This is a genomic window from Bernardetia sp. (assembly GCF_020630935.1).
Taxonomy (GTDB): Bacteria; Bacteroidota; Bacteroidia; order Cytophagales; family Bernardetiaceae; genus Bernardetia.
The window spans coordinates 68,612-90,452 of the sequence record NZ_JAHDIG010000009.1 but is presented as its reverse complement, the minus strand read 5'-3'; the positions used below and the strand labels follow the sequence as shown (position 1 = coordinate 90,452).

General features: G+C 33.4%; 19 protein-coding genes. 7 read left to right on the top strand and 12 right to left on the bottom strand.

The window, feature by feature from the left end; genetic code table 11:
* From QZ659_RS04455 to rplI, 4 genes are all read left to right on the top strand, one after another.
* Positions 1-366 (top strand): serine hydrolase (locus QZ659_RS04455; RefSeq protein ID WP_291722458.1); only part of this gene is annotated, 366 nt, incomplete at its 5' end.
* A gap of 78 nt (positions 367-444) precedes the next feature.
* Entirely contained in the window at positions 445-816 is a 372-nt protein-coding gene (rpsF, locus tag QZ659_RS04450) for a 30S ribosomal protein S6 (RefSeq protein WP_291722455.1), read from the top strand.
* A 59-nt stretch (positions 817-875) separates the two neighbouring features.
* Complete coding sequence (gene rpsR / locus QZ659_RS04445) at positions 876-1,133, top strand: 30S ribosomal protein S18 (RefSeq protein WP_291722452.1); 258 nt, start codon at positions 876-878, stop codon at positions 1,131-1,133.
* Between the two features lie 60 nt (positions 1,134-1,193).
* Positions 1,194-1,637, top strand: coding sequence for a 50S ribosomal protein L9 (rplI, locus tag QZ659_RS04440; RefSeq protein WP_291722449.1), 444 nt, complete (start codon positions 1,194-1,196; stop codon positions 1,635-1,637).
* Positions 1,638-1,709: 72 nt separating this feature from the next.
* Here rplI and QZ659_RS04435 read toward each other — a convergent pair whose 3' ends face one another.
* The 5 genes from QZ659_RS04435 to QZ659_RS04415 form a co-directional block, all read right to left on the bottom strand.
* Positions 1,710-2,798, bottom strand: coding sequence for an alkane 1-monooxygenase (locus QZ659_RS04435; RefSeq protein ID WP_291722446.1), 1,089 nt, complete (start codon positions 2,796-2,798; stop codon positions 1,710-1,712).
* 242 nt (positions 2,799-3,040) lie between these two features.
* Positions 3,041-3,583 (bottom strand): YceI family protein, encoded by a 543-nt coding sequence (locus tag QZ659_RS04430; RefSeq protein WP_291722443.1) that lies wholly within the window; start codon positions 3,581-3,583, stop codon positions 3,041-3,043.
* A 270-nt stretch (positions 3,584-3,853) separates the two neighbouring features.
* On the bottom strand, positions 3,854-7,564 hold the full coding sequence (locus tag QZ659_RS04425; RefSeq protein WP_291722440.1) for a DEAD/DEAH box helicase: 3,711 nt from the start codon (positions 7,562-7,564) through the stop codon (positions 3,854-3,856).
* 656 nt (positions 7,565-8,220) lie between these two features.
* Entirely contained in the window at positions 8,221-8,778 is a 558-nt protein-coding gene (locus tag QZ659_RS04420) for an HD domain-containing protein (protein ID WP_291722437.1), read from the bottom strand.
* A 3-nt stretch (positions 8,779-8,781) separates the two neighbouring features.
* Complete coding sequence (locus tag QZ659_RS04415) at positions 8,782-11,361, bottom strand: 7TM diverse intracellular signaling domain-containing protein (protein WP_291722435.1); 2,580 nt, start codon at positions 11,359-11,361, stop codon at positions 8,782-8,784.
* Positions 11,362-11,813: 452 nt separating this feature from the next.
* On the opposite strand from QZ659_RS04415, the gene QZ659_RS04410 reads away from it, so the two are divergent.
* The gene (locus QZ659_RS04410; protein ID WP_291722432.1) at positions 11,814-12,863 is read left to right on the top strand and encodes a hypothetical protein; all 1,050 of its coding nucleotides are present in this window, start codon (positions 11,814-11,816) and stop codon (positions 12,861-12,863) included.
* A 70-nt stretch (positions 12,864-12,933) separates the two neighbouring features.
* Here the strand turns inward: QZ659_RS04410 and QZ659_RS04405 are convergent, their stop codons facing one another.
* Complete coding sequence (locus QZ659_RS04405) at positions 12,934-13,239, bottom strand: GNAT family N-acetyltransferase (protein ID WP_291722429.1); 306 nt, start codon at positions 13,237-13,239, stop codon at positions 12,934-12,936.
* A 379-nt stretch (positions 13,240-13,618) separates the two neighbouring features.
* On the bottom strand, positions 13,619-14,584 hold the full coding sequence (gene rfaD, locus QZ659_RS04400) for an ADP-glyceromanno-heptose 6-epimerase (protein ID WP_291722426.1): 966 nt from the start codon (positions 14,582-14,584) through the stop codon (positions 13,619-13,621).
* Between the two features lie 454 nt (positions 14,585-15,038).
* On the opposite strand from rfaD, the gene QZ659_RS04395 reads away from it, so the two are divergent.
* The gene (locus tag QZ659_RS04395) at positions 15,039-15,698 is read left to right on the top strand and encodes a hypothetical protein (RefSeq protein WP_291722423.1); all 660 of its coding nucleotides are present in this window, start codon (positions 15,039-15,041) and stop codon (positions 15,696-15,698) included.
* A 156-nt stretch (positions 15,699-15,854) separates the two neighbouring features.
* Here the strand turns inward: QZ659_RS04395 and egtD are convergent, their stop codons facing one another.
* Positions 15,855-16,862 carry an L-histidine N(alpha)-methyltransferase gene (gene egtD / locus QZ659_RS04390; protein WP_291722420.1) on the bottom strand — a complete coding sequence of 336 codons (1,008 nt, stop codon included), beginning with the start codon at positions 16,860-16,862 and terminating at the stop codon, positions 15,855-15,857.
* 198 nt (positions 16,863-17,060) lie between these two features.
* Between egtD and QZ659_RS04385 the strand changes: the two genes are divergently transcribed.
* A complete protein-coding gene (locus QZ659_RS04385; protein WP_291722416.1) occupies positions 17,061-18,014 on the top strand; it encodes a hypothetical protein in 954 nt (317 codons plus the stop codon).
* On the opposite strand, the gene QZ659_RS04380 is transcribed toward QZ659_RS04385, so the two are convergent.
* From QZ659_RS04380 to QZ659_RS04365, 4 genes are all read right to left on the bottom strand, one after another.
* Positions 18,011-18,184: a DUF5522 domain-containing protein gene (locus QZ659_RS04380; RefSeq protein ID WP_291722413.1), complete on the bottom strand. Its 174-nt coding sequence runs from the start codon at positions 18,182-18,184 to the stop codon at positions 18,011-18,013. The genes QZ659_RS04385 and QZ659_RS04380 overlap by 4 nt on opposite strands.
* 165 nt (positions 18,185-18,349) lie before the next feature.
* Positions 18,350-19,519: a hypothetical protein gene (locus QZ659_RS04375; RefSeq protein ID WP_291722410.1), complete on the bottom strand. Its 1,170-nt coding sequence runs from the start codon at positions 19,517-19,519 to the stop codon at positions 18,350-18,352.
* An 81-nt stretch (positions 19,520-19,600) separates the two neighbouring features.
* Positions 19,601-20,920, bottom strand: a complete 1,320-nt coding sequence (locus tag QZ659_RS04370; RefSeq protein WP_291722407.1) for a cryptochrome/photolyase family protein — start codon at positions 20,918-20,920, stop codon at positions 19,601-19,603.
* A gap of 74 nt (positions 20,921-20,994) precedes the next feature.
* Positions 20,995-21,810, bottom strand: coding sequence for an SDR family oxidoreductase (locus QZ659_RS04365; protein ID WP_291722404.1), 816 nt, complete (start codon positions 21,808-21,810; stop codon positions 20,995-20,997).
* Positions 21,811-21,841: the final 31 nt, after the last annotated feature.

Genomic DNA, 21,841 nt, shown 5'->3' with positions numbered 1-21,841 from the left:
CTTTCTTATCCTGATGGTGGACTGATTACTTCTAGCTCTGATTTGAGTAAATTTTTAATTGATTTGATGAAAGGCTATGACGGAAACGGAATGCTACTTAATAAAGATAGTTATGCAGAGTTTTTTAAATCGCAGTTAGAGCAGGAAAACTTTGAAGGTAAAAAAGATTTTAATGTAGGTTTATTTTTAGACAAACAGCTTGCTTATAATGACATCGGACATAGTGGAGGCGACCCTGGAACGAATACAATGATGTATTTTGATTCTGAAAAAAAGATAGGAAGAATTTTTATTGCCAATACAGATTCTAAAAAGGAAAATAGTGGAGATGTTTTTTGGGGAATATGGGGTGTCTTGGAGAAATGATTGTGTATAGTGTTGCAAATCAATAAATAAAGTCTTACCTTTGCACTTCATTTTTTTAACACAATTAACTGATTTGGTATGAGAAATTACGAAGTAACATTTATTCTCACGCCCGTGTTGTCCGAAAGTCAGTTGGGAGAAATTAGCGATAAGTTCTACAACTACTTGACAGAAAACGGTGCAAACATTTATAATCGTGAGAACTGGGGGTTGAAAAAACTTGCCTATCCGATGCAAAAAAAGCATAGTGGACACTATCACTACTTTGAATTCGAAGCTGACCCACAACTTATCAAAGGTTTAGAGGTAGAGTTTCGTCGTGATGAGCGTGTAATGCGTCATTTGGTAGTTGCTTTAGATAAGCACTCAATGCTCTTCAATGAGCGTCGTCGTAATGGAGAGTTTAATAAAAAGAAAGATACTCCTAAAGAAGAAGAAGGTAAGAAGTAATTTTCTAGCTTTCTCACACTGAATTCCTTTTTATTTACAAAAAACTATTTCATTAGATTATGACACTAATCAACGAACCAATCCATAGCTCAAGACAAGAGCGCAGAAAAAAATATTGTCGTTTCAAAAAATCAGGTATCAAGTATGTAGATTACAAAGATGCTGAGTTTTTGAAAAAATTCTTGAACGACCAAGGTAAAGTATTGCCTCGTCGTATCACAGGTAACAGCCTCAAATTCCAACGCAAAGTAACACAAGCTGTGAAACGTGCAAGACACCTCGGTCTTTTGGCATTTGTTGATGACAACGGAAAATAAGCCTGCCTTCTTTCCTATTTTATTTATTCATTCCCAAAACCTATAATTCAAAAATAGATTATGGATATTATCTTAAAACAAGGCGTTAAAGGCTTAGGAGATAAAAACGATGTAGTAACTGTAAAACCAGGATATGCTCGTAATTATCTTATTCCACAAGGATTAGCAATGGCAGCTTCTGCTTCTAATGTTAAAGCCGTAGAAGAAACAAAACGCCAGCAAGCTCGTAAACTTGCTAAAGAAATTGAAGATGCTCAAGAGTTGGGCAACCAGTTAGAAAATCTAACTTTAGAAATTCGTACTAAAGCAGGTGAGTCTGGTAAAATCTTCGGTGCTGTTACTCCAATTCAGATTGCAGAAGCAATTAAAGAAAAAGGTTTCGAAGTTGATCGTAGAAATATCACACTTCCAAATGACCTTAAAATGTTGGGAGAATATACTGTTTCAGTATATCTTCACAAAGAAGTACAGCCAGAAATTAAACTAAATGTAGTAGAAGAATAATTAGTATTAATTTTACTACTTAAAAATCCCTTTTATCTGAATGATGAAAGGGATTTTTGTTTGTTCTTACTTTCAAGTTGCCTTCTGATATACGGCTTCTTTCCAATGCTCTAAAATAGGGTTCATTTTCTTAAACCACAGATTAGGAACAAGTGCCATCAAAATCATTGTTGGATAGCCAGATGGCAGTTGTGGACTTTCATCAAAGTGTCTCAAAACTTGATATTCACGAACGGCAAAAGCGTGGTGGTCAGAGTGGCGTTGGAGTTGAAACAAAATAAAATTACTTACCTTATGGCTACTGTTCCAAGAGTGAAAAGGATTGACACGCTCATAACGATTAGGAGTAATCTCTTTCCTAACAATTCCATAATGCTCTACATAATTGACAGCTTCCAAGAGTGAAAAAGCAATAATGGCTTGAGCTATAAGTAAAACACTAACTTCCCAAACAAAACGACCTTCAAGGAGAGAAAAATAAAGCGTAGTAAGAGTCAGTCCAACAATAGGCAAAATAGTGTACCAAATCATAGCATTTTCAGAGCTGTTTTTTGATACTTTTTTACGTTCAAGTCGTTCATTTTCCAGTTTCCAAGCGTGTTTATAGCTATTGGTAATACTTCGCTTCCAAAAATGATAAAAAGTTTCATTTTTCTGTGAGGTAGCTGCATCGTGTGGCGTAGCTACCCAAACGTGATGCCCTCGGTTGTGTTCGATAAAGAAGTGCATATAACCCACTGTAAAAAGAAGGGTTTTAGCAAAAAATTGGTCTAGCTTATTGGTTTTGTGTCCAAGTTCGTGAGCTACTGTAATTCCTACTCCTCCAGTTACTAATCCTAGAGAAATTATAAAACCAATAATTTCCCACCAAACTAGCAAGTCAGAAACAATTATGCTCATTGCCCAAAGCAAAATACTAAGTTGTACGAATACCCAAGTATATAAAACTAATTTGAAAAATGATTCTTGACTCAATTCTTCTTCCTGTTCTTTATCAATATTTTCTGTATCTGTTCCAATAAAATGGTCTAAAAGTGGGATTGCTCCAAAGACAAAAATTATGGTCAGATAGTTTCCTATTCCTCCTATATAATAGCCTATAACAAGCATAAGAGGCAATGAAAAAGCACTAAAAAATCCTAGTTTTTTGGAAAAATTCATAGCTCAATCAATTTAGCAAAACTTTATATAGTGAAATTTATACATACTAAAATACAAAATAATATGTAATCTTGAAAACACAATTATTGTGCTTAAATCCATATCTTAGTATAAATACTAAAAAGCTGAATCCTAATTTTACTAAAAAAGAAAAATCAGACCATCTAAAGACAGTCTGATTCTAACTAAAATGTATCTCTAAATCTGTAATACTATTTCAGAACGAGACAGTATGAAAAAAATTATGCTGTTTCTTCTACTAATTTAGCAAGCTGTACATTCATAAGTAGTCTTACTTCATCACTTACTACTACTCCACCTGCCTCTGTTACACCATTCCAAGTTAGTCCAAAATCTTTACGATTTATTTTGCCTTTCAATTCAAATCCTGCCTTTGTATTTCCATAAGCGTCAGTAGCTGTTCCTCCATATTCTACTTCTAAACTAACAGGTTTTGTTGTGCCTTTGATAGTTAGATTTCCTTTCAATGTATATTCATCATCTGATTTTTTTTCAAATGAAGTAGATTCAAAAGTGAGTTTTGGATGCTGTTCTGCTCCGAAAAAGTCATCTGATTTTAAGTGTCCATCTCTTTGTTCATTTCCAGTACTAATGCTATCAATCGTTGCTTCAAAAGTAATTTTTGCATCTGTGAGGTCTTCTTTTGTTGCTTCTAACTTACCAGAAAACTCTCCAAAAGAACCTGTTACAGTAGAAATAACTAAATGTTTTACTTTAAATTGAATTTCAGAGTGCATTGGGTCGATGTTCCAAATAGTAGCCATAATTAAAAAAGTTTATATGATAATAAATAATTGAATGTTTAAAATGAAATGAGCCTTTATTTGCTCGTCTTGTTTAGTTATACGCAAAGATAGAAAAATAGTTGTATGTACAATTAATTTTTTACGATAAAAATCTTGTTTTTACTTTAAAATAAGCTATAATAGCTGTTTTTATGATTGTATAGACAATTAAATTTAATAATTATTAAATAATAAAAAAGAGAAACCCATTGAGTTTCTCTTTGCTTGAAGTACTTGAAAATAATCTTTTTATAAATCCTTTAAAGAAAACAGTTCGTGAAGTTCGCCTGTATTCATTTCAGTTATCCAAGCATTGTTTGTTGTGATAGCAAGGTCAGCGATTTCTTTTTTAGATTGTAAAAGTGTATTTATTTTTTCCTCTAGTGTTCCTTGGGTTATCATTCTATGGACTAAAACATTGTTTTTCTGTCCAATGCGATAAGCTCTATCAGTAGCCTGTGCTTCGACGGCAGGATTCCACCATAAATCAAAATGAATTACGTGGCTTGCTGAAGTTAGATTTAGTCCTGTTCCTCCTGCTTTCAACGACAAAATCATAAACGGACAATGCTCTTCATTTTGAAAAATCTCAACAGCTTCGTCTCGTCCTTTACGTGTCAGACCTCCATGTAAAAAAGGAACTTCTGTCTGAAAAGTATTCTGTAAAAAACTCTTTAAAAGCTCTCCCATTTTTGTGTATTGTGTAAAAATCAAGGCTTTTTCCTCTGCCTCATAAATCTGCTTGACAATATCTAAAAACAGTTTTGTTTTGCCAGAATCGCTGACTTTCATTGTACTTTCCTTTAAAAAATGAGCAGGGTGATTACATATTTGTTTGAGTTGCATCATTAGCTTCAAAATTACGCCACGCCTCTTGATGCCTTCGTTTTCTTCTACTACTTTCATTCCCTCACGAAGCGTAGTTTCGTAAAGCAAAGTTTGTTCTTTAGTAAGGCTACAAATTTGGTCTTTTTCTATTTTTTCTGGTAAATCATCAATAATGCTTTTATCCGTTTTGAGTCTTCTCATAATGAAAGGTGCAGTCATTTTTTTGAAAATATCAGCACGATGTTCGTCTCTATCTCTTTCTATCGGAATTGAAAAGTTTGTTCGAAAAGTAGAAAGCACATCCAAATAGTTCTCATTTACAAAATCAAAAATTGACCAATATTCACTCAAACGGTTTTCTACTGGCGTTCCTGAAAGGGCAATTTTTCTAGGACTTTTAAGCATCTTGACGGCTTCTGTTTGTCCTGCTGCTGGATTTTTTATGGCTTGGGCTTCGTCTATAATCACACACGCCCACTCACGCTCTGCAAAACGCTTATCTTCGCTTCTGACTGTGCCATACGTCGTGAGCCAAATATCTGCTTGGAAAATATCTTTTTCGTCTAGCCATTTTCTATTTGCTCCATGATAAACGTGATAGGAAAGCGAAGGTGCAAATTTTTCAATTTCTCGCTGCCAGTTACTCAAAAGTGTTGTTGGTAAAACAGCAAGTGCAGGCTGATGTTGTCCTCCTAATTGGCGTTCTTCTTTGAGCTTTAATAAAAAGGTAATGGTTTGAAGCGTTTTTCCAAGTCCCATATCGTCTGCCAAAATAGAGCCCAAACCCAGTCTTGCATTCTGATAAAGCCATTCATAGCCCACTTGTTGGTATGGACGTAATGTTGCTTTTAGGTTTTGAGGCGTTTCAATTTTTGGCGTTTCTTTCAGTTCATTTAATAAAATTCTGACTTTTTCACTTAGTTCTACTTTCGTTCCTTGATATTCTTCTGTGAGGGCAGTTTGCAAGAGTTCGGCATTGGAGAGTTTTTTCTTTTTCTTCTTTAATTGTTCTACAATAAGAGCAATTTCTTTTTCGTCTAGCAACACATATTGGTCTTTAAATCGCCACAATCCAGCCTTTTGCGCTATCATTCTCTCAAAATCGGCAGCCGACATTTTGTCTTCTCCCATTGCTACTTCCCAATCAAAATCCCAAACACTTCCTAGTTTTAAAAACGATTCTTCTTTTTTATTTTTTGAATTTATAGTTGCTTTTAGTTTTGGACGAACAATCTTTTCTAGTCGTTTTGGCAACAAGATTTTTATTCCCAAAATCTGTAAGACTGGAAAAATATCAGTCAGAATTTTGGCAAGACGTGTAGATTCTATATTCTTTGTTTCTTGTCCTTGTGATTCGATAATTTCCCTTATTTCTCCTAAGAAGTCAGATAAAATCTGTAAGTCTTGCACAATCGGAAGGCGTACATCTTCAAACGAATCATCTTCAAAAATTACAGCAAGGGGAATATGAGGCGTTTTTTCTTCTTCGTGTTTGTGATTGTGTTCTTTATCCTCTATCAATATTTCCAAAGAAAATGTTTCATCTGCTTCTTCGTAGTCATTGTGTATGCTTTCTTCATCTGGGTCGCCTTCTTCAAAGTTTTCTTGAATAGACAGAATAGGAACATATTTGCGTTCAGAAAGCAGAAATTTGCCTAACCAAGCACGAATCAAATGGGGCATATCTTTTTCTTGATAGCCTGTAAAACTCATTGCTAAGTTCATAAAAAAGATACTTTCTACCTTCATATTGAGTGATGAAAGACGTTTTTTATAACGAGTTTTTATCCATGTTTCCTCAATATAAAACTGCAATATCATTCCCAAAATCGTAAGTGTAGATTCTTGTTGGTCGGCATAATGAGGTTGCATTTTGGCTTTCTCATCTCCTTCTTTTTTGTGTCTTAATCCTAAGTTTACGCTTCTGATATCCAAAGAACTAGCTATTTGATGTAACGTTTCTTTTACACTTGTATTCAAGACAGCTGGTTGCCAACGAATAAAAATTTCATTTTTTTGGTTGCTAAAAATAGTCGGAACAACTGCTCCACGTTCTAAAAGTGCAAGCGCAAACTGATGAATTTTGAAAAGTGTTTGAAGTTGATTGGACAAACGTTTTATTTCTGTGGTTGGAAGCGTATAAAATAAATCTAACAAGAAACCAAAACCATTATCAATTTTGATTTTGACTAACTTTCGTTTTTGCTTAGTTACTTTAAAAGTATTTCGAAGTTTGTATGAAGCATCAAAAGTAAATTCAAAACGCTCTATTTCGTAATAATTTTTATCGTCGTCCTGTTTTTGTGATTGTTTTTTCTCGTAACTATAAAATTCATCTTTGTCGTTTTCTCGTTCTTCTTCTGTTTCATATTCTTGCCAGTAGTCTTCTATGGTTTTGGGTAGTTTTTGATAGGTAGTTTGAAGAATACTTTTAAAATCTTCCTTCTCAAAAAATGGAGGATTAGGAGAGAGAAGTTGTAACAAAGTCTGTTCAAGGTTAGAAATTTGAGCAAAAGAGATGTCTAATTCTTGAACAGGTTTGGGATGAGGTAATTCAATGATTTCGTCTGAATGTAGCCACTTTTCTTCCCATTTTGGCATAGAAGCCATTTTTTGTTTTTGAGCATTTTCTTCAATATATGAAAGCAAATCAAAATCGTGCAATAAGAAAATTAAAAACGGATTAGCATCTACTTCTTCTGAAAAAGAATAAATAAGTGCTGCAATATGCTTACAAGGCATAGCAAAATCTGGACATGAACACGCAGCACGAAAATCTCTCCAACGCTTCGGAAAAAGGTTAATATCTTCTTGTTCTAAAAAGTTGAAGAGTTCTTTAGGCAGTTGTCGTTGTGTAAGTTGTTGCCAAAGCTCTGGTTTTCTTTGGAGAAGCTCTAAAATTATTTTCTTATCATTTTCTGTGAAGGCTTTCATTTCTACATACGTAGAATAAGCACTTGCTTGGCTACCTTTTACTTTAGCTTCAATGGCTGTTCCTCTGATTACTTTTTGTTGGATTGAGCCATTTCTAGCATACGTTTTTCCTCGTGTTAGTCTGCCTGTATCGTCTATATCTGTGAAGGCTTCTAGCCATTTTTGTCCCCACCACGTTTTACCAAATCCTTTTGCCATTGCTTTTTATATTTTTCAACACTCTAAAGAGTGTTCTATATTTTGCTATTTTAATTTGCAAAAATACATTTTTTCAGAATGAAAAGCTAAGGTTTTCATAATGGCAATATAACAATACTAGAAGCTAATATATAGAGAGTACATTATTTATTTATAAAAAATAAAATCGTGCTCTACGTACTCTAAAAAGCATTTTTGATAAACTTTTGAGAAAATTTAGCAAAAAATGGAAGTTAGTTTTCATTTCTGAACAAAATGGCAACTCCTTTGAAATACATCAATCAAAATCACAAGTAAGGCGACTATTCTCAAAGACATTGTTTTTTGTTTTGGCAGAGGAAGGACTTCAAAGCAAATTATTTTTAGCAACCCCTTTATTTTTCAGAATCAAGTTTTTATTTGTGAATGCCTTTAAAGAAATAGCACGTTAGTTTGTGGCAGTAGCCGATTTTTTGCAAACGCTCATTTTTAGCATTTCTGTGTAGATAAGCAAAGCCCTTTTCCTATATTTTTAGGACTAGGGTTTTTCTTTTTTAGTGTGAAATTGGAAAATAACTTATGAAATCATTTTAATCTTCAGTGCTGCCCTCTATGACCGACCAAAAAAGTATAGAGAAACATTTAAGTTTGTTTGAGTATTGAGCTTTTTATATTTTTTAGAATATAAATTCCTCATAAGCTACAATTTTTTCAGCTAATCGCTTAGCTAAATAAGAGTTTGCATCTTTTAGTTTTTCTAAAATAAACTTAGCTTCTTTTTGGTAATTTTTTCGTTTTTCTATGTTCCAATAATGAGGAGGCTGTTTTAGATTAACAATTCGGTCAGTGAGCTTAACAGCTTGTATTTCTTTTGGTTGCTTTAGCAGTTTGTCTAAACTATCTGCCATTTGCTTATCTTTGGGAAGTGTCTCATCCTTTGTCATTGCCCAAACACCATTTTTCACATCTTTTCCAAATTCTTTTTCTATATCTTCTAGTGTAACATCAGTATCTTCTACTGTATCGTGCAGAATTGCCACCAAAACACCTAGCTTTTGATTCTCATTTTTCTCTTCTGTATTTTGAAAAGCTATTAAGGTTTCTGTCATTACCTCTGTGATGTGTAGGAAATAAGGTAATGCTATTTCTTTTTCAGAAGTGGAAGGTATTTTTTGTCCCTCATGTGCTTTACAAGCAAACTCTAAGGTCTTTCTATACAAATCTGTAGTATTCATAGCTTATAGTTTTGCACTCAGTACCAAAATATCGTCTGTCTGTTTGCGCTTGTTTTTCCATCTGATAAGTTCTTTGGTAAAGGCTGAATATTGCTCAGCAGCAGAAAGAGGGCTTATCTTCTCTAAAAACTCTCTAAAGAAGCGAGTGTAGTATTTTCTGCCCTCTACCGAATTTCCTCCAAATTGGTCTTGAAAGCCATCAGAAGCCAAAAAGAGATTGTCTCCTTTTTCATATCTAAAGATATTGATTTTGTACTCTTTTTGTTTTTTCTTTGAAATAAATGAACCTCCAATAGCAAATGGACTTCCTTTTATTATTTCTAGCTTTCCATTCCTAACGATATACAATGGCATTTTTGCACCAGCATAGTAGATTACTCGTTCTTCTTCATCAACAGCACAAATTCCAATATCCATTCCATCATTACGACGGTTTTTAGGATTTAATTGTTCTTCTAAGTGAAATGTGTGGCGTACACGCTCATCTAATCCTTCTAATATTTCGTCGGGTTGCCACGTTCCTCCTTCTGCAATAATTTGATTGAGAAGGTTTATTCCCATAATCGTCATAAGCGCACCAGGAACGCCATGTCCTGTACAGTCGCCTACAACAATCATTTTGAGTTTGTTTGGCATATTCTGATGTAGCTCATCACTAAAATCTTCTTTGAGTAGCGTTTCAAACCAATAAAAATCTCCACTCACTACATCTCTAGGACGATAAAAAACACTCGCATCATCAAAGTTATCTGAAAGTATTCGTGGTCTTGGCAAAAGTCCTTCTTGTATTCGCTGTGCATAACGAATACTTTGCATCGTTTTGGTATTTACATTTCTAATTTGAGAATAGGAAGAGGCATTCTCTAATGCAATAGCTGTGTAGGAAGCCAAAGTTTTCATAATCTCAAGATGCTGGCTAGTATAGGCATTTTTTTCAAAACTCTGTACTGAAACAACTCCCAAAACTCGTTCTCCTACCAATAAAGGCATCGCAATCACAGATTTTGGAGCTTCTCCTATTACAATTTCTACATTTGGAAGGTAGTTCTTGATTTCGGTTTCGGCATCATTTATAAATATGCTCTCTCTTTTTCTTACTACATAAGCTGAAAGATTGTTAGGATTATTAACATCAATTTTTTGCTCTGGTAGTAAAACTTCATTTTCTATATTATATACATAGACAATTTGTTCTTTCTCTGGATAATATAAATCTACCCCAAAGAAAGGCGAATCCATAAGTTCGTGTACGTAGCGATACAGTACTGAAAAAATAGCTTCATAGTCTAAAGAAGCTGTAATTTCTTGCCCTATCGAACTCAGAATAGAAACTGTTCTGTATGAGTTTTCTAAGGCTTCGGCTTTTTCATTGAGTTCAGAAGTACGCTCTTCTACCTTAGATTCTAACTGCTCATTGGCTTCTTTTTGAGATTCCATCATGATGCGTTGTACCTCATTTCTTTCATTTCTGATTTCTCTGATTCTGATTCCTAAAGCAAAAGAAAGTAAGATTACTTGAAGAGCAGCTCCTACCTGTACACTATATTCTGTAAAAGGATTTAGAGGAATTAGAGAGCTTGTTTTGAGAGCAAAAATAATATATCCTAAAATATAGACTGAAAATCCACTCATAAAAAACCAAGCTGATTTGTTACCTCTCAAAGTAGCACTTGTTCCTGTTACAAGCAAGACGATTGCTGTTGCTGTTGCTGAAATATTAGATAAAAACATGGCGTACTGATAAGGCAAGAAAATAGTCAGAACAAAAAAGCCAAGTTGTACAAATCCAAAAATACGGAGTGCTTTATCAAATTTCTTTAGGAAAATATGAGTATTTAGAAACCTTCTACAAAACAGTACAAGAAAAAAATCTAAAAGTGTCAGACACATAGGGAGCGCTTTCTGCTGCAAAAATGGAAAATCACTCCACAAATATTCATATGCATGTCCGTTAAGACTGGCAATTACTAAAAGAGAAAATGCCATTGCTACCACGTAATAGGCATAACTATTTCCTTTACCCAAACTAAAGTAAAGAAATAGATTATTTATCAAGATAAAAATGATAATACCATATATAATCCCAAAAATAAATTGAAATTGATGATTGTATTGCTCAAAAGCTAGAGGTGTCCAGACACGCAAAGGAAATTGCATCAGACTAGCCTCAGATGATATTTTAAAGTAAAATATCTGTTTTTCTTGTGATTTTAAGTTGAAAGGAAATAAAAAGTAGCGATTTGCAACAGGGCGTTTTTTAAACTCAAAAGCATCTCCAGTAATTATGCTCTCGTATTTTTCACCATTCTTTTGAAAAAATGTAATGCTATCTAACAAAGGAGCTGCAATTTCTAAGAGAAACTCATCTTGTTCTTTGTTTTGGTTTTCTAATTCTAAACGCACCCAAAAAACAGATTTACTAAAGCCAAAGTTTGGGTTATACCCTTGATAGGTTTCAAAATTAGAAACGAAGTCTTTATCTGAAATTTGAGCAAATGTTTTGCTATGATTTTTGTCTTCAAAAATTCCGATTTCCCCTCCCTTCAAACGAATTTTTACATCATTGATTAATACTGTCTCCAAATTTGAGGTGGAGTTTTGAGCAAACACAGAAAAACTCCCCAAAATAAAAATGCTATTTAGGAGAAATATGAAAAAGGAAGTTATTTTTTTTGAATGTATAATAATCTAGTAAGGGACTAAATCTAAGGGAAAATAAAAATTTACTTGTGTGTTTGGCTCTATAACGAAGCAATTTAACGAAAACTGTTTTAAATCGCTAAAAATTAATCTCTAGGAACTGATTTTTTCGACAAAAATCTGTTTTTCATCAGAAAGGAAAGCAAATCAGAATAAACAAGAAGAGGTCGTCTATGTTTTATCCAGTAGTCTTACTAATTTTACACATAAAGAATTTGATAGCAAGCAAATTTTAATTATTTTACTGCAATTTTTATCCATTTTTTTAAATTAACTTATTTTTCTAGTTTTTTAGACAAAGAAAACTACATTATTATATCCAAAATCCGAATTTTATGAGCAGATACAGCAGCCGTGAAGGCAAAACATTTATCGTCGTCGTTGCCATACTCTCCCTTGTCTTAGTAGTTGGGGCTATTTGGGCGACTAATGCATTTCGTGATTCTAGCCGAGCAACATTAGAAACTCTCTACAAAGACTTTGACAGGTTAGAACAAGCCTATACCAATGAAATTAGAAATATTGATGATAAACTCATTCCTTACGAAAATTCTGACTCTTTGCGTCAAGTGTTGTTGCATACTAGAAACGACATTAGAAATGAGAAAAGCATTATTAGTAATGAACCCAATGCAGCTTTAGAAAAAATTAGTGACCTACAACAAAAAAAGTTAGACTATTCAGAGCGTTTGGGAGAGGTATATTCTGGAAAAGATGAGTACGCTATTGGAGAAATTTCCAATTTGAAAGAAGAGCTAAAGAAAAATCGTGAGCGTATTGAAGCACTTTTGAAGCAAATTCAATCCTATAAAAATCAGCTTGCCAGTATGACGAAAAAATACAAACTTTCGGCTGCTGAAGTAGCAAAGTATAAAGCTGAAAAGGCAAAAGTAGATAAACTTTTGGCTGAACAAGAAACTTCACTTTCACAGCTAGAGCAAATTGGCGAAGACCGTACTAGACTTCGTGAGTTGCTTACCCAAAGTGAGGAACTAATCCAACGTCAAAAGGAAGAAATCGAACGCTTAAAAGGTCTGACACGTAAAGCCTATAATTTCACAGCGCAATACGACTTCCAAAACAGACGTGTTATCCTTGACCAAACAGGAAAACACAAAGGCAAGATTGGAAAAGAAGTTCATTTAGAATTTGAAGTAGGAGAAGGACTTTTTGAGGGAGATGCACAAGAAAGAATCGTTTATCTTACACTTTATAGAAATGGACAACCGTATAAAGTAGTCAAAAGACCTATTCCAGTTTTAGAAAATGGACGTACACAAGCACAAATTTTTGTGGACAAAAATCTTGAAGATGGAGATTATTATTTTGACCTAACCTATAAAGAAGAATCTGTAATGGATCCGTATAAGTTTAGAATTAGATAAATAATTTAGAATTAAACACAAAAAATGCCTTTACTTTTGTAAGTGAAGGCATTTTTTTGGTTTTAGTCCTTTAGTATCTCAATCCTTTTTTTACTAGAGACTGATACTCTTCATGTTTTTTAATATATGATGCCACAAACGGACAGGTAGGATAGAGTGTCCAGTTTTCTTCTTTGATATAATCTAACACTGACTTGACAAGTTTTGAACCAATGCCTTTGCCTTCCAATTCTTGGGGAACTTCTGTATGGGTTAGAAATATTTCACCTTGATTGTTTAGAATATAATCTATAAAAGCTATTTTTCCTTCTACATTCCATTCAAAACGCTTTTTATCTGCATTTTGAAAGATGGCTTCTTTGTGTATTTGTTTCATTGTTTTGAGAAAATTAATAAAAAAAATATTAGTAAAACAAGATAACTAAAACAATACAAAAAGTTCTTTTTGGCAAATTTCGAATGTATTTCAGAGAGTTTATTCTCAACTTAACATTAGTGTTGATGTTGTTTAAGACTTGAAAGTCGGCGAAGCCAATGGAAAAAAATAGCTTGAATGAAGTATAAAGTAAATTTTATTTATTATTTCTCGTTTAAGTATTCTGCTTGGACGCACTTCTTCGTCAGTATATGCTGACAAAACGGTAAGCACAAGATGGAATCTTGCGCTAGAACACAGTTTGATTTTTTTACAAATCATTGGTAATTAGATGTGTAAAAAACATAATCTTTAATTATTGGAGAACAAATCCTCAGTACTAATAATATTTACTTTCAACCAAATAGTTCTTTACATAATCTTCTACACCTTCTTCTAGAGTGTGAAATTCTTTAGTATAGCCAGCTTTTTTCAGTTTCTCCATATCTGCTTGTGTGTAGTACTGGTATTTATCACGAATATCGGTTGGTGTGTCTATGAAGTCTATTTCTGGTGTTTTATCTAAAGCGTAGAACGTGTTTTTAACCAAATCTAAAAAAGTACGAGCTGTTCCACTACCTAGATTATAAATGCTAGACTTTGGTTGTGTTTCCATTAAAAACAGACAAACTTCTATCAAATCTTTAACATAGATAAAATCACGAAGCTGCTCTCCATCTTTAAAGTTAGGGTTATGAGAACGGAAAAGTTTCATTTTTCCTGTCTTCAAAATCTGATGGTAAGTATGAAAAATAACGGATGCCATACGTCCTTTATGAAATTCATTAGGTCCATAGACATTGAAAAACTTTAATCCAGCCCAAAATGGAGGGGTTTGCTCTTGTTCTAATGCCCAAATATCAAATTCTTGCTTCGATTTGCCGTAAGGATTTAGAGGTTTTAATAGTGGAATACGACTCTCATCATCTTCATATCCATATTCTCCTGCTCCATAAGTAGCAGCCGAAGAAGCATAGACTAAAGGAATAGAGTATTTAGAGCAGGCTTTCCATAGTTTCTTACTATATTCAACATTTAGATGTTCAAAAATGCTATAATCAAACTCTGTGGTGTCTGTACGTGCGCCAATATGAAATATAAATTCTATGTCGATGTAATTTTTATTCAACCAATCGAAAAAAACTTCTCTTTCCACACGCTGATTGATAGCTTTTCCAACCAAATTTTTATTTTTTTCTTCGTTAGAAAAGTCATCCACTGCAATAATATCGCTATATCCTGCTTTTAAGAGACGACCAATCAATGTACTGCCAATAAAGCCTGCTGCACCTGTTACGACAATCATGTATTTATATTTTTAGCACTAAAAAAGACAAAGATAAGATAAGCCAAAAGTAAGAATTATACTTTTTTATCATAAAAAATCGCTGTATTTATTGATAAAAAATCATGCATCTATTGCTTATTTTTTATTAACTTTAGCATCAAACAAATGGATAACAACTAAAGTAAAGCCAAAAGTAAGCATACTCAACCTAATTTGAAAGCTATACAGCAAAGAATTTTGTCTATACATCGAAACAACAGGGTTTTGTCTAGCAAAAAGTAAAAAAGGTATTCTGTTTGCTACTTTGATAGTAAAATACCATTTTGTTAGGCAAGATTACTAAAACAAACTAAAAATTTAATTTTTCTTCTAATTATGTCGTTTTATAGAATTTTAACAGACTATTAGTAAAGTATTGAATTTTGGTGTATTTTTGAATAAAAAGAAAATCTTATTTAAATATCACTTACGTATGCAGTTGATTTTTTACTCATTATTTTTAATTTTTAACTGGAATTTCTTCAACTTCCCCACGCCAAATACCGAAGAAAAAGCTATAAAAGTTGCTGAAAAGCCTCAGTTTAAACTTACTGAGCGTAGCACACCAAATGGTTGTAAACAAGGTGGTTGTAGCTTTGATAGAGGTTATGTCAGTACTCGTTCTACAGACTGGGTAGTAGTGGCAGTGTATGTACAAACCAAATCTGGATATTGGGAAAAGAAAGAATATACAAGACAAGGAGCAGGATTTATCGAATTGAAATTATCAGATTGTAATTATACAGGAAACTACTATGCTTTTGCTTGTTTTCAAGATGATGGAACGTGTTCTTTCCCAGATACTTATAAAGTAGAAGAAATGCACAAACGCAAAGACCAAACTCCTAAGTTTAAAGTCTTTAAAGTAGATAAATTGCCTTGTGATGGCAGTGATGTAGGGGCTATCGCTGAAAAAGGATATGTATATTCTCCTAGTGGTGGACAGGTAGAAATTACACTTTTTATGGAGAAAAAAGATGGTTCTTGGAGAAAGAAAACCTATCTGTTTTTTGGAACAGGTATGGTAGAGCTTGATATGAAAGGATGCGACCTAACAGGAAATTACAAAGCTACTATTAGATATGCAAGTTAAAAATGTACTTGTACACTTCTAAGAAACTTTAAAGTCATTTACAAACTAGCTTGTAAATGACTTTTTTATACCATTTAGATATAGGACTTTTGCAAAAACCAACTCTATGAAGAAATGAAACAATATTTTGCTACGAAAGTCATAAGTATAGAATTTTTATTTCACTCTCAAGAGCATATCCATAAAATATCCTTTACAGTCGGTGTAAGATTTTACCAATTCAAAGCCAGCTTCTGCTGTTATTTGTTTCATTTGTTCTACACTATATTTCCTAGAAATTTCAGAGTGAATGGTTTCTCCCCACTCAAAATGAATGGTTTTATTCAATTTTCCTAAAGCTACTTCTTGTTTTGCTTCGCTAACAATATAGCTTCTTACCTCGCCAGTTTCGGGTATGTAGGTAGAATAAAAGCTAAATTTTTCGATGTTGAAGTTGGCATCTAGTTCTGTATTTATTCGTTTCAAAAGATTCATATTAAATGCCTTAGTAATACCACTAGCATCATCATAAGCCATCTTGATAATTTGAGGATGTTTTTTTAAATCGAAACCTAACAAAAGGTAATCATCTTGATTTAGATTTTGAGCTAATTCCTTTAAAAAGAACAGACTATTCTCATTGCCAAAATTTCCAATATTTGAACCTAAAAAAAGCACTATATTCCTTGTTTCTGTGGCTTTTTCTGAACTTGATTTGGCTTTTAAATTTGCTAAGGCTTCAAAATATTCTCCTTCTATACCTTCAAAATTGAGTGAGGGAATAGTTTTGTCAAATCTTGATTTTAACTGATGAAGTGCTTCTGCTGAAATATCAATAGGTAGATAGGTAAAAGGAATTTCTTTTTCGACAAAATGAGAAAGTAATACTTGTGTTTTGAGTCCGTCTCCTGCACCAAGTTCAACCAAGTTAAATTTCTTTACATCTTTTGAAAATTGTTGGTACAAATCGGTTTTATAAGATTCAAAAATTTCATATTCAGAACGAGTAAGATAATACTCTGGCAAATTCATTATGGCTTGAAAAAGTTTACTTCCCTTGTCATCATAAAAATATTTTGAAGAAAGATATTTTGGTGTAGCTTCTAAGCCTGCTAAAATGTCTTTTGCAAAGGAAGAAGATAAATTATTTTTTTCAGTGTTTGGAGAAGAAGGAGACAAAGTCATAAGATTTAGAAAGAAAGTGAAAATAATCGGATTAATATGTATAAGTTCACTAACTTGTAGAATAGGTTTTGGTTTATTTCTTGTGAAAGACTTTATCTACCTCTCTCATTTTCTGTTGTTTATCATATTTGGAATATGTAATTTTGGAATAGTAGGATATATCTATCTTCTTGATTTCACTTTTCTATTTTTTGTTTTATGAAAAAAAATGCTATTTCATTAGTTTTATGGATTTTGGTTATTGTTGTGTCAATAGCTTTGGCATACGATGTATTTTCACGTAAACAAGTTTTCGAACAGAGTCTTAGGTTGGTCGAACAATCAAATAATCGTTTGAGTATTTTTTTTAATCTGTATCACCAAGACAAAAATAAAATAGGTTATTTCAAAACAAATTGGTCAGACGTAAAAGGAGATTCGCTTAGAAATTTTAGAAGTATGGAATATGCTTATGACAAAAGCCAGTCATTAAGAGAACGTATAGGTGCTTTCCGAGAGGAAATGATACTTTCAAAAACAAGCCTATCAGACAAAGACAAACCTCTATTTTTATCTCAAGACACTCAAGGCTTATTAAAAGACAGTTTGAATGCCTATGATGATGTTATTTTAGACAGGTGTCAAGATTGTAATTTGGGTTCGTATGCTTACTCTCAAGAAGAATTAGCTCTATGGAACTTAGAAAGTACTTTACCTATTATTTGGAATACTGCTCTAATGACTTTGGAAGCAAAAACATGGCTACTGCAACATCAAGTAATAGATTTTAATTCTAAGCCCTATATGAACGATATGGTAAGAAATTTTCCTTACAACAATGGAGAAATATATGTAAAACCCGAATTTAGAGTAGTAGAAGAAGGAAAGACTTACAATGCAGAGGTGTTGTATGGAATGAGCGTACCGATGCTCTACAGTTATCTTTCTATGCAGACAGACTTTCAAAAAGTGCCTATCACTAAAGAAGGAGAAGGGCGTGTTTTGTTTATTACTTGGACAAATAATTATGACGAATCTGGAGAGTTTCACAAAAATTGGGAAGGAGATATTTATATCGTCAAAGATTTTATGCTATTAGACAACACACTTCAATTTAAAGATACAACACTAAATGTAGAGGCTGATTATGTCTTGATAAGAGACATGTACTAACCTTTTTTTGGTTTCTTTTTGCTTCTTTTATAATCCCAAGGACAGTTCAAACACACATTTTTACAACAATATCCTCTTTTTAGATGATACTGACTGGTAAAAACCATTAAACCTTCTTCATTGAAATAATAATCTCCTTTTTCTAGGGCAGGCAATGGTTTTTCAATCATTTTGGCAAAATAGTTTTATAGTAGGAAGGTAAGTAATGTTTAATATTAGCTGTTGGTGGAGATACCAACAACGGCTTTTAATATCAAAAAAAAGCTGTTATGTGACTCACAGAACAGGAAAAAAGGTATCTAAAGAACTACAAAGGAAATATTTAACTATTTGATTTACAAACTTTTTAGATATTTTTCAAACTTATCTTTATTCATCACAATTTGTATTTCATCTTTCAAATCTAGAAGTTCGAAGACGAGTTCTTCCTTGTGGCGATTGATTTTGATACGTGTCATGTCTCCTTTTATGTCATTAGGAGAGCAAAACTGACGATACAAAACGGCATCTTCTCCAAAAACAGTCATTTCCTTATACTCCTCTTGTAATTTTTTGATTTGGGAAAGCAGTGTTTCATTAATTACACTCAACTGTTCTTCGGGCAAGGCTTCTGTATAATTCTCTGAGCTATCAGCATTATACTCAAATTGAATTTGTAAAAGTTCATACAAGTCTTCATTCTTGTAGGCTTCTGTAAGGCGACGCATTACCTCATTTTTTTCAGTTTTTCGCTTTTCATCTTGCTCCAAATCTGGATGAAGGTCTTTGGCTAGACGTGTGTAAAGCAGACGCAATGCTTGTGCTGTGTCAAAAGGCTTTTCTTTTTTTTCAGAATGAAAAACAACACGTTTTTTACTGGTTTCGTCTTCTATTTGAAACCCTTCTTCTCCATCATTAATTTTTTCAGGGTCTTCATTTATGTCAAAACGCTTTTTCTTTTCTCTGTCTTTTCTCCAATCAAAAAGTAAATCATTGACTGCCTCAGCAAACTCTTTGGCTACATCACTTGCAGAATTAAAGACATCATTATCTAAACTGCGATTGTGCTTGACATATTTTTTATACATCTTACGAGCAGGCTCAAAACGATATTGTTGTAAAAGCTGATGACTTCTATCTTCAATCATTTTTCGGATATGCTCTTTTTGTTGGAAGGTGAAAAACTGTTTTTGGTAAGCTTCATCTAATAGCCGTACAAACTCAAATTTTTGTATGGCAATTCTGTCAATAATAGGCATTAAATCTTTACGAACATGTTGGCGTGCATTTTCTATTTGGCTTCTAGTCGTCTTGATGTCTTTTTTGATGTACTGCAAACGCTGCATACGAAATTTATAGACACGCTCAGCGTGCGTACTCTGTCTGCTATTATTTTTAGATTTTGTAATAAGTGGAATGAGCGTGTTTTCTTTACCTTTTTGTTTGGTTTTGTTGAACTTACCCAAGTCTAGCGTGCTAAAATCATCCATCTGTGAATGTTTCGTATTTTTGGTATCGTCTTTCATATAAGTTTTTGTACTCAATGATGAGTTTAGCAAGTAAACGGATTTTTTAAGAATAGGGTTGTACGAAATAATATCCTTAGTTTATCCATTCAAAGCACCTTTATATGTTTTTAAGGCTCTTTCTCTTGCTACTTTGTGTTCTACGATAGGTTTTGGATAATTTTTGGTATCTATTTCTTCAATCCAAGTACGGATATATTTTTGATTTTTATCAAATTTTTTGAGTTGAGACTCTGGATTAAAGATACGAAAATAGGGCGCAGCATCTACCCCACTTCCTGCAGCCCACTGCCAACCTCCATTATTCGAAGAGAGTTCGTAGTCTAGTAGTTTTCTAGCAAAGTATGCTTCTCCCCATCGCCAGTCGATGAGTAAGTGTTTGGTAAGAAAACTTGCCACTACCATACGCACACGGTTGTGCATAAAACCAGTTTCGTTGAGCTGTCGCATGCCTGCATCTACAAGTGGATAACCTGTTTTGCCTTCACACCATTTTTCAAATTCTTCTTCATTGTTTCGCCAAGGAATTCTGTCATATTTTTCACGAAATGCTGTATCGACAACTTTTGGGTAATGATACAAAATAGACATATAAAACTCTCTCCAAATCAGTTCATTGAAATATTTTTCATTAGTTTCTTTGGCAACTTTGGCTAGTTTTCTGATACTGATTGTTCCAAAACGAAGATGTGGACTAAGTCGGCTTGTTCCTTCTTTGGCAGGAAAATCTCTTGTCTCTTCATAGTTTTTTATAATGTCTTCTGGGATTTCGTCAGAGGGAATATGTGGGCTTCGATTAGCTTCAAAGCCAATTTGTTCATAAGTTGGAAAATCAAAGTGTGTGGTTTTATAGAAATTATCAAAATATTTACCTGTTGGATAAGGCTTTAAATAAAAAGGCTTTAATTTGCTTTTCCATTTTTTGCTGTATGGTGTATAAACCACATACGGCTCACCATCATCTTTCAACACTTCATCTTTTTCAAAAATAACTTGGTCTTTGAAGGTTTTAAAAGCAATATCTTTTCCCCCTAAAAATTCTTTGATATTTTCATCTCTAATTTTTGCATACGGCTCATAATCGTGGTTGGTATAGACTTCTTTTATCTCATACTCTTTGGTAAGTTCTTTATAAATTTCTATGGGTTTGCCAATTTTTATACAAAGCGAACTACCTATTTTCTTGCTCTCTAGTTCTTCTTTAATTTTCTTCAAATACCTATAAATCATTGTTAGGCGAGCGTCGTCTTTATCTTCTAATTGCTCCAAAATATCTGTATCATAGATAAAAAGAGGCAAAACCTCAAAGTTTGAACGCAAAGCATGATATAGTCCTGCATTGTCATCTAAACGCAAATCTCTACGAAACCAAAAGATAGCAATCTGTTTTTTCTTTGACATAAAATAAAAAGTTAGCAAAAAATGAGCATCTCTATAAAAATTGTCTCACTAACCTTTTACTAATTTCTATTGTTTTAAATTTTATAATTAGACTTTACAATAGAATAAAATGCTGTTTCTGGAAGGATTCTTTTGGCAGGAAGAAGAACGTTGGCAGGAAAGGCAATCGGATAACGCATTTTGTTAGAATTACTGTTAGCTGCTTTAAAAATCGTTTTGGCTACTTTTACTGAATCAGCTCCTTTATCTCCTGCTTCCATCGCTACTTTTTCGCATTTTTCTACAAAATTATCATACACATCTGTATAATCTGGCTTACTAAATGCACGGCTACGTCCATAAAAATCTGTCTTAATCGCCCCTGGTTCAATGATTTTGAGTTGGATGTTAAATTGAGCTACTTCATATTGGAGTGATTCTGTAAAGCCTTCAACAGCCCATTTAGTAGCATGATAAATGCTATACAATGGAAACGCCACACGTCCACCCACACTAGCAATCTGAATAATTTTACCTCCGTTTTGCTCACGCATTAGTTTTATTGCCTCACGAGTAACACGCATCAGACCAAACACATTGGTTTCAAACTGATTTTTGATAAACTCATCATCCATAGATTCGAAAACACCATCTGCTCCAAAACCAGCATTATTGACTACGACATCAATTCTACCAAAGTCGTTTTTAGCTTCTGTTAAAGCTTTTTCAATAGTTTCGTTTTTAGTTACATCTAACTCATAGAGCTTAATAGAAGAATTTTTTTGCAATTCAGTTTCTTTAGAAGGAGTACGCATAGTCGCTGCCACATTCCAACCTTTTTGAGCAAAATAGATAGCTGTTTCTCTTCCAATTCCTGTTGATGCACCTGTGATTAACATTGTTTTTTTCATTGCTTTATACGTTTTTAAATGAATAAATATT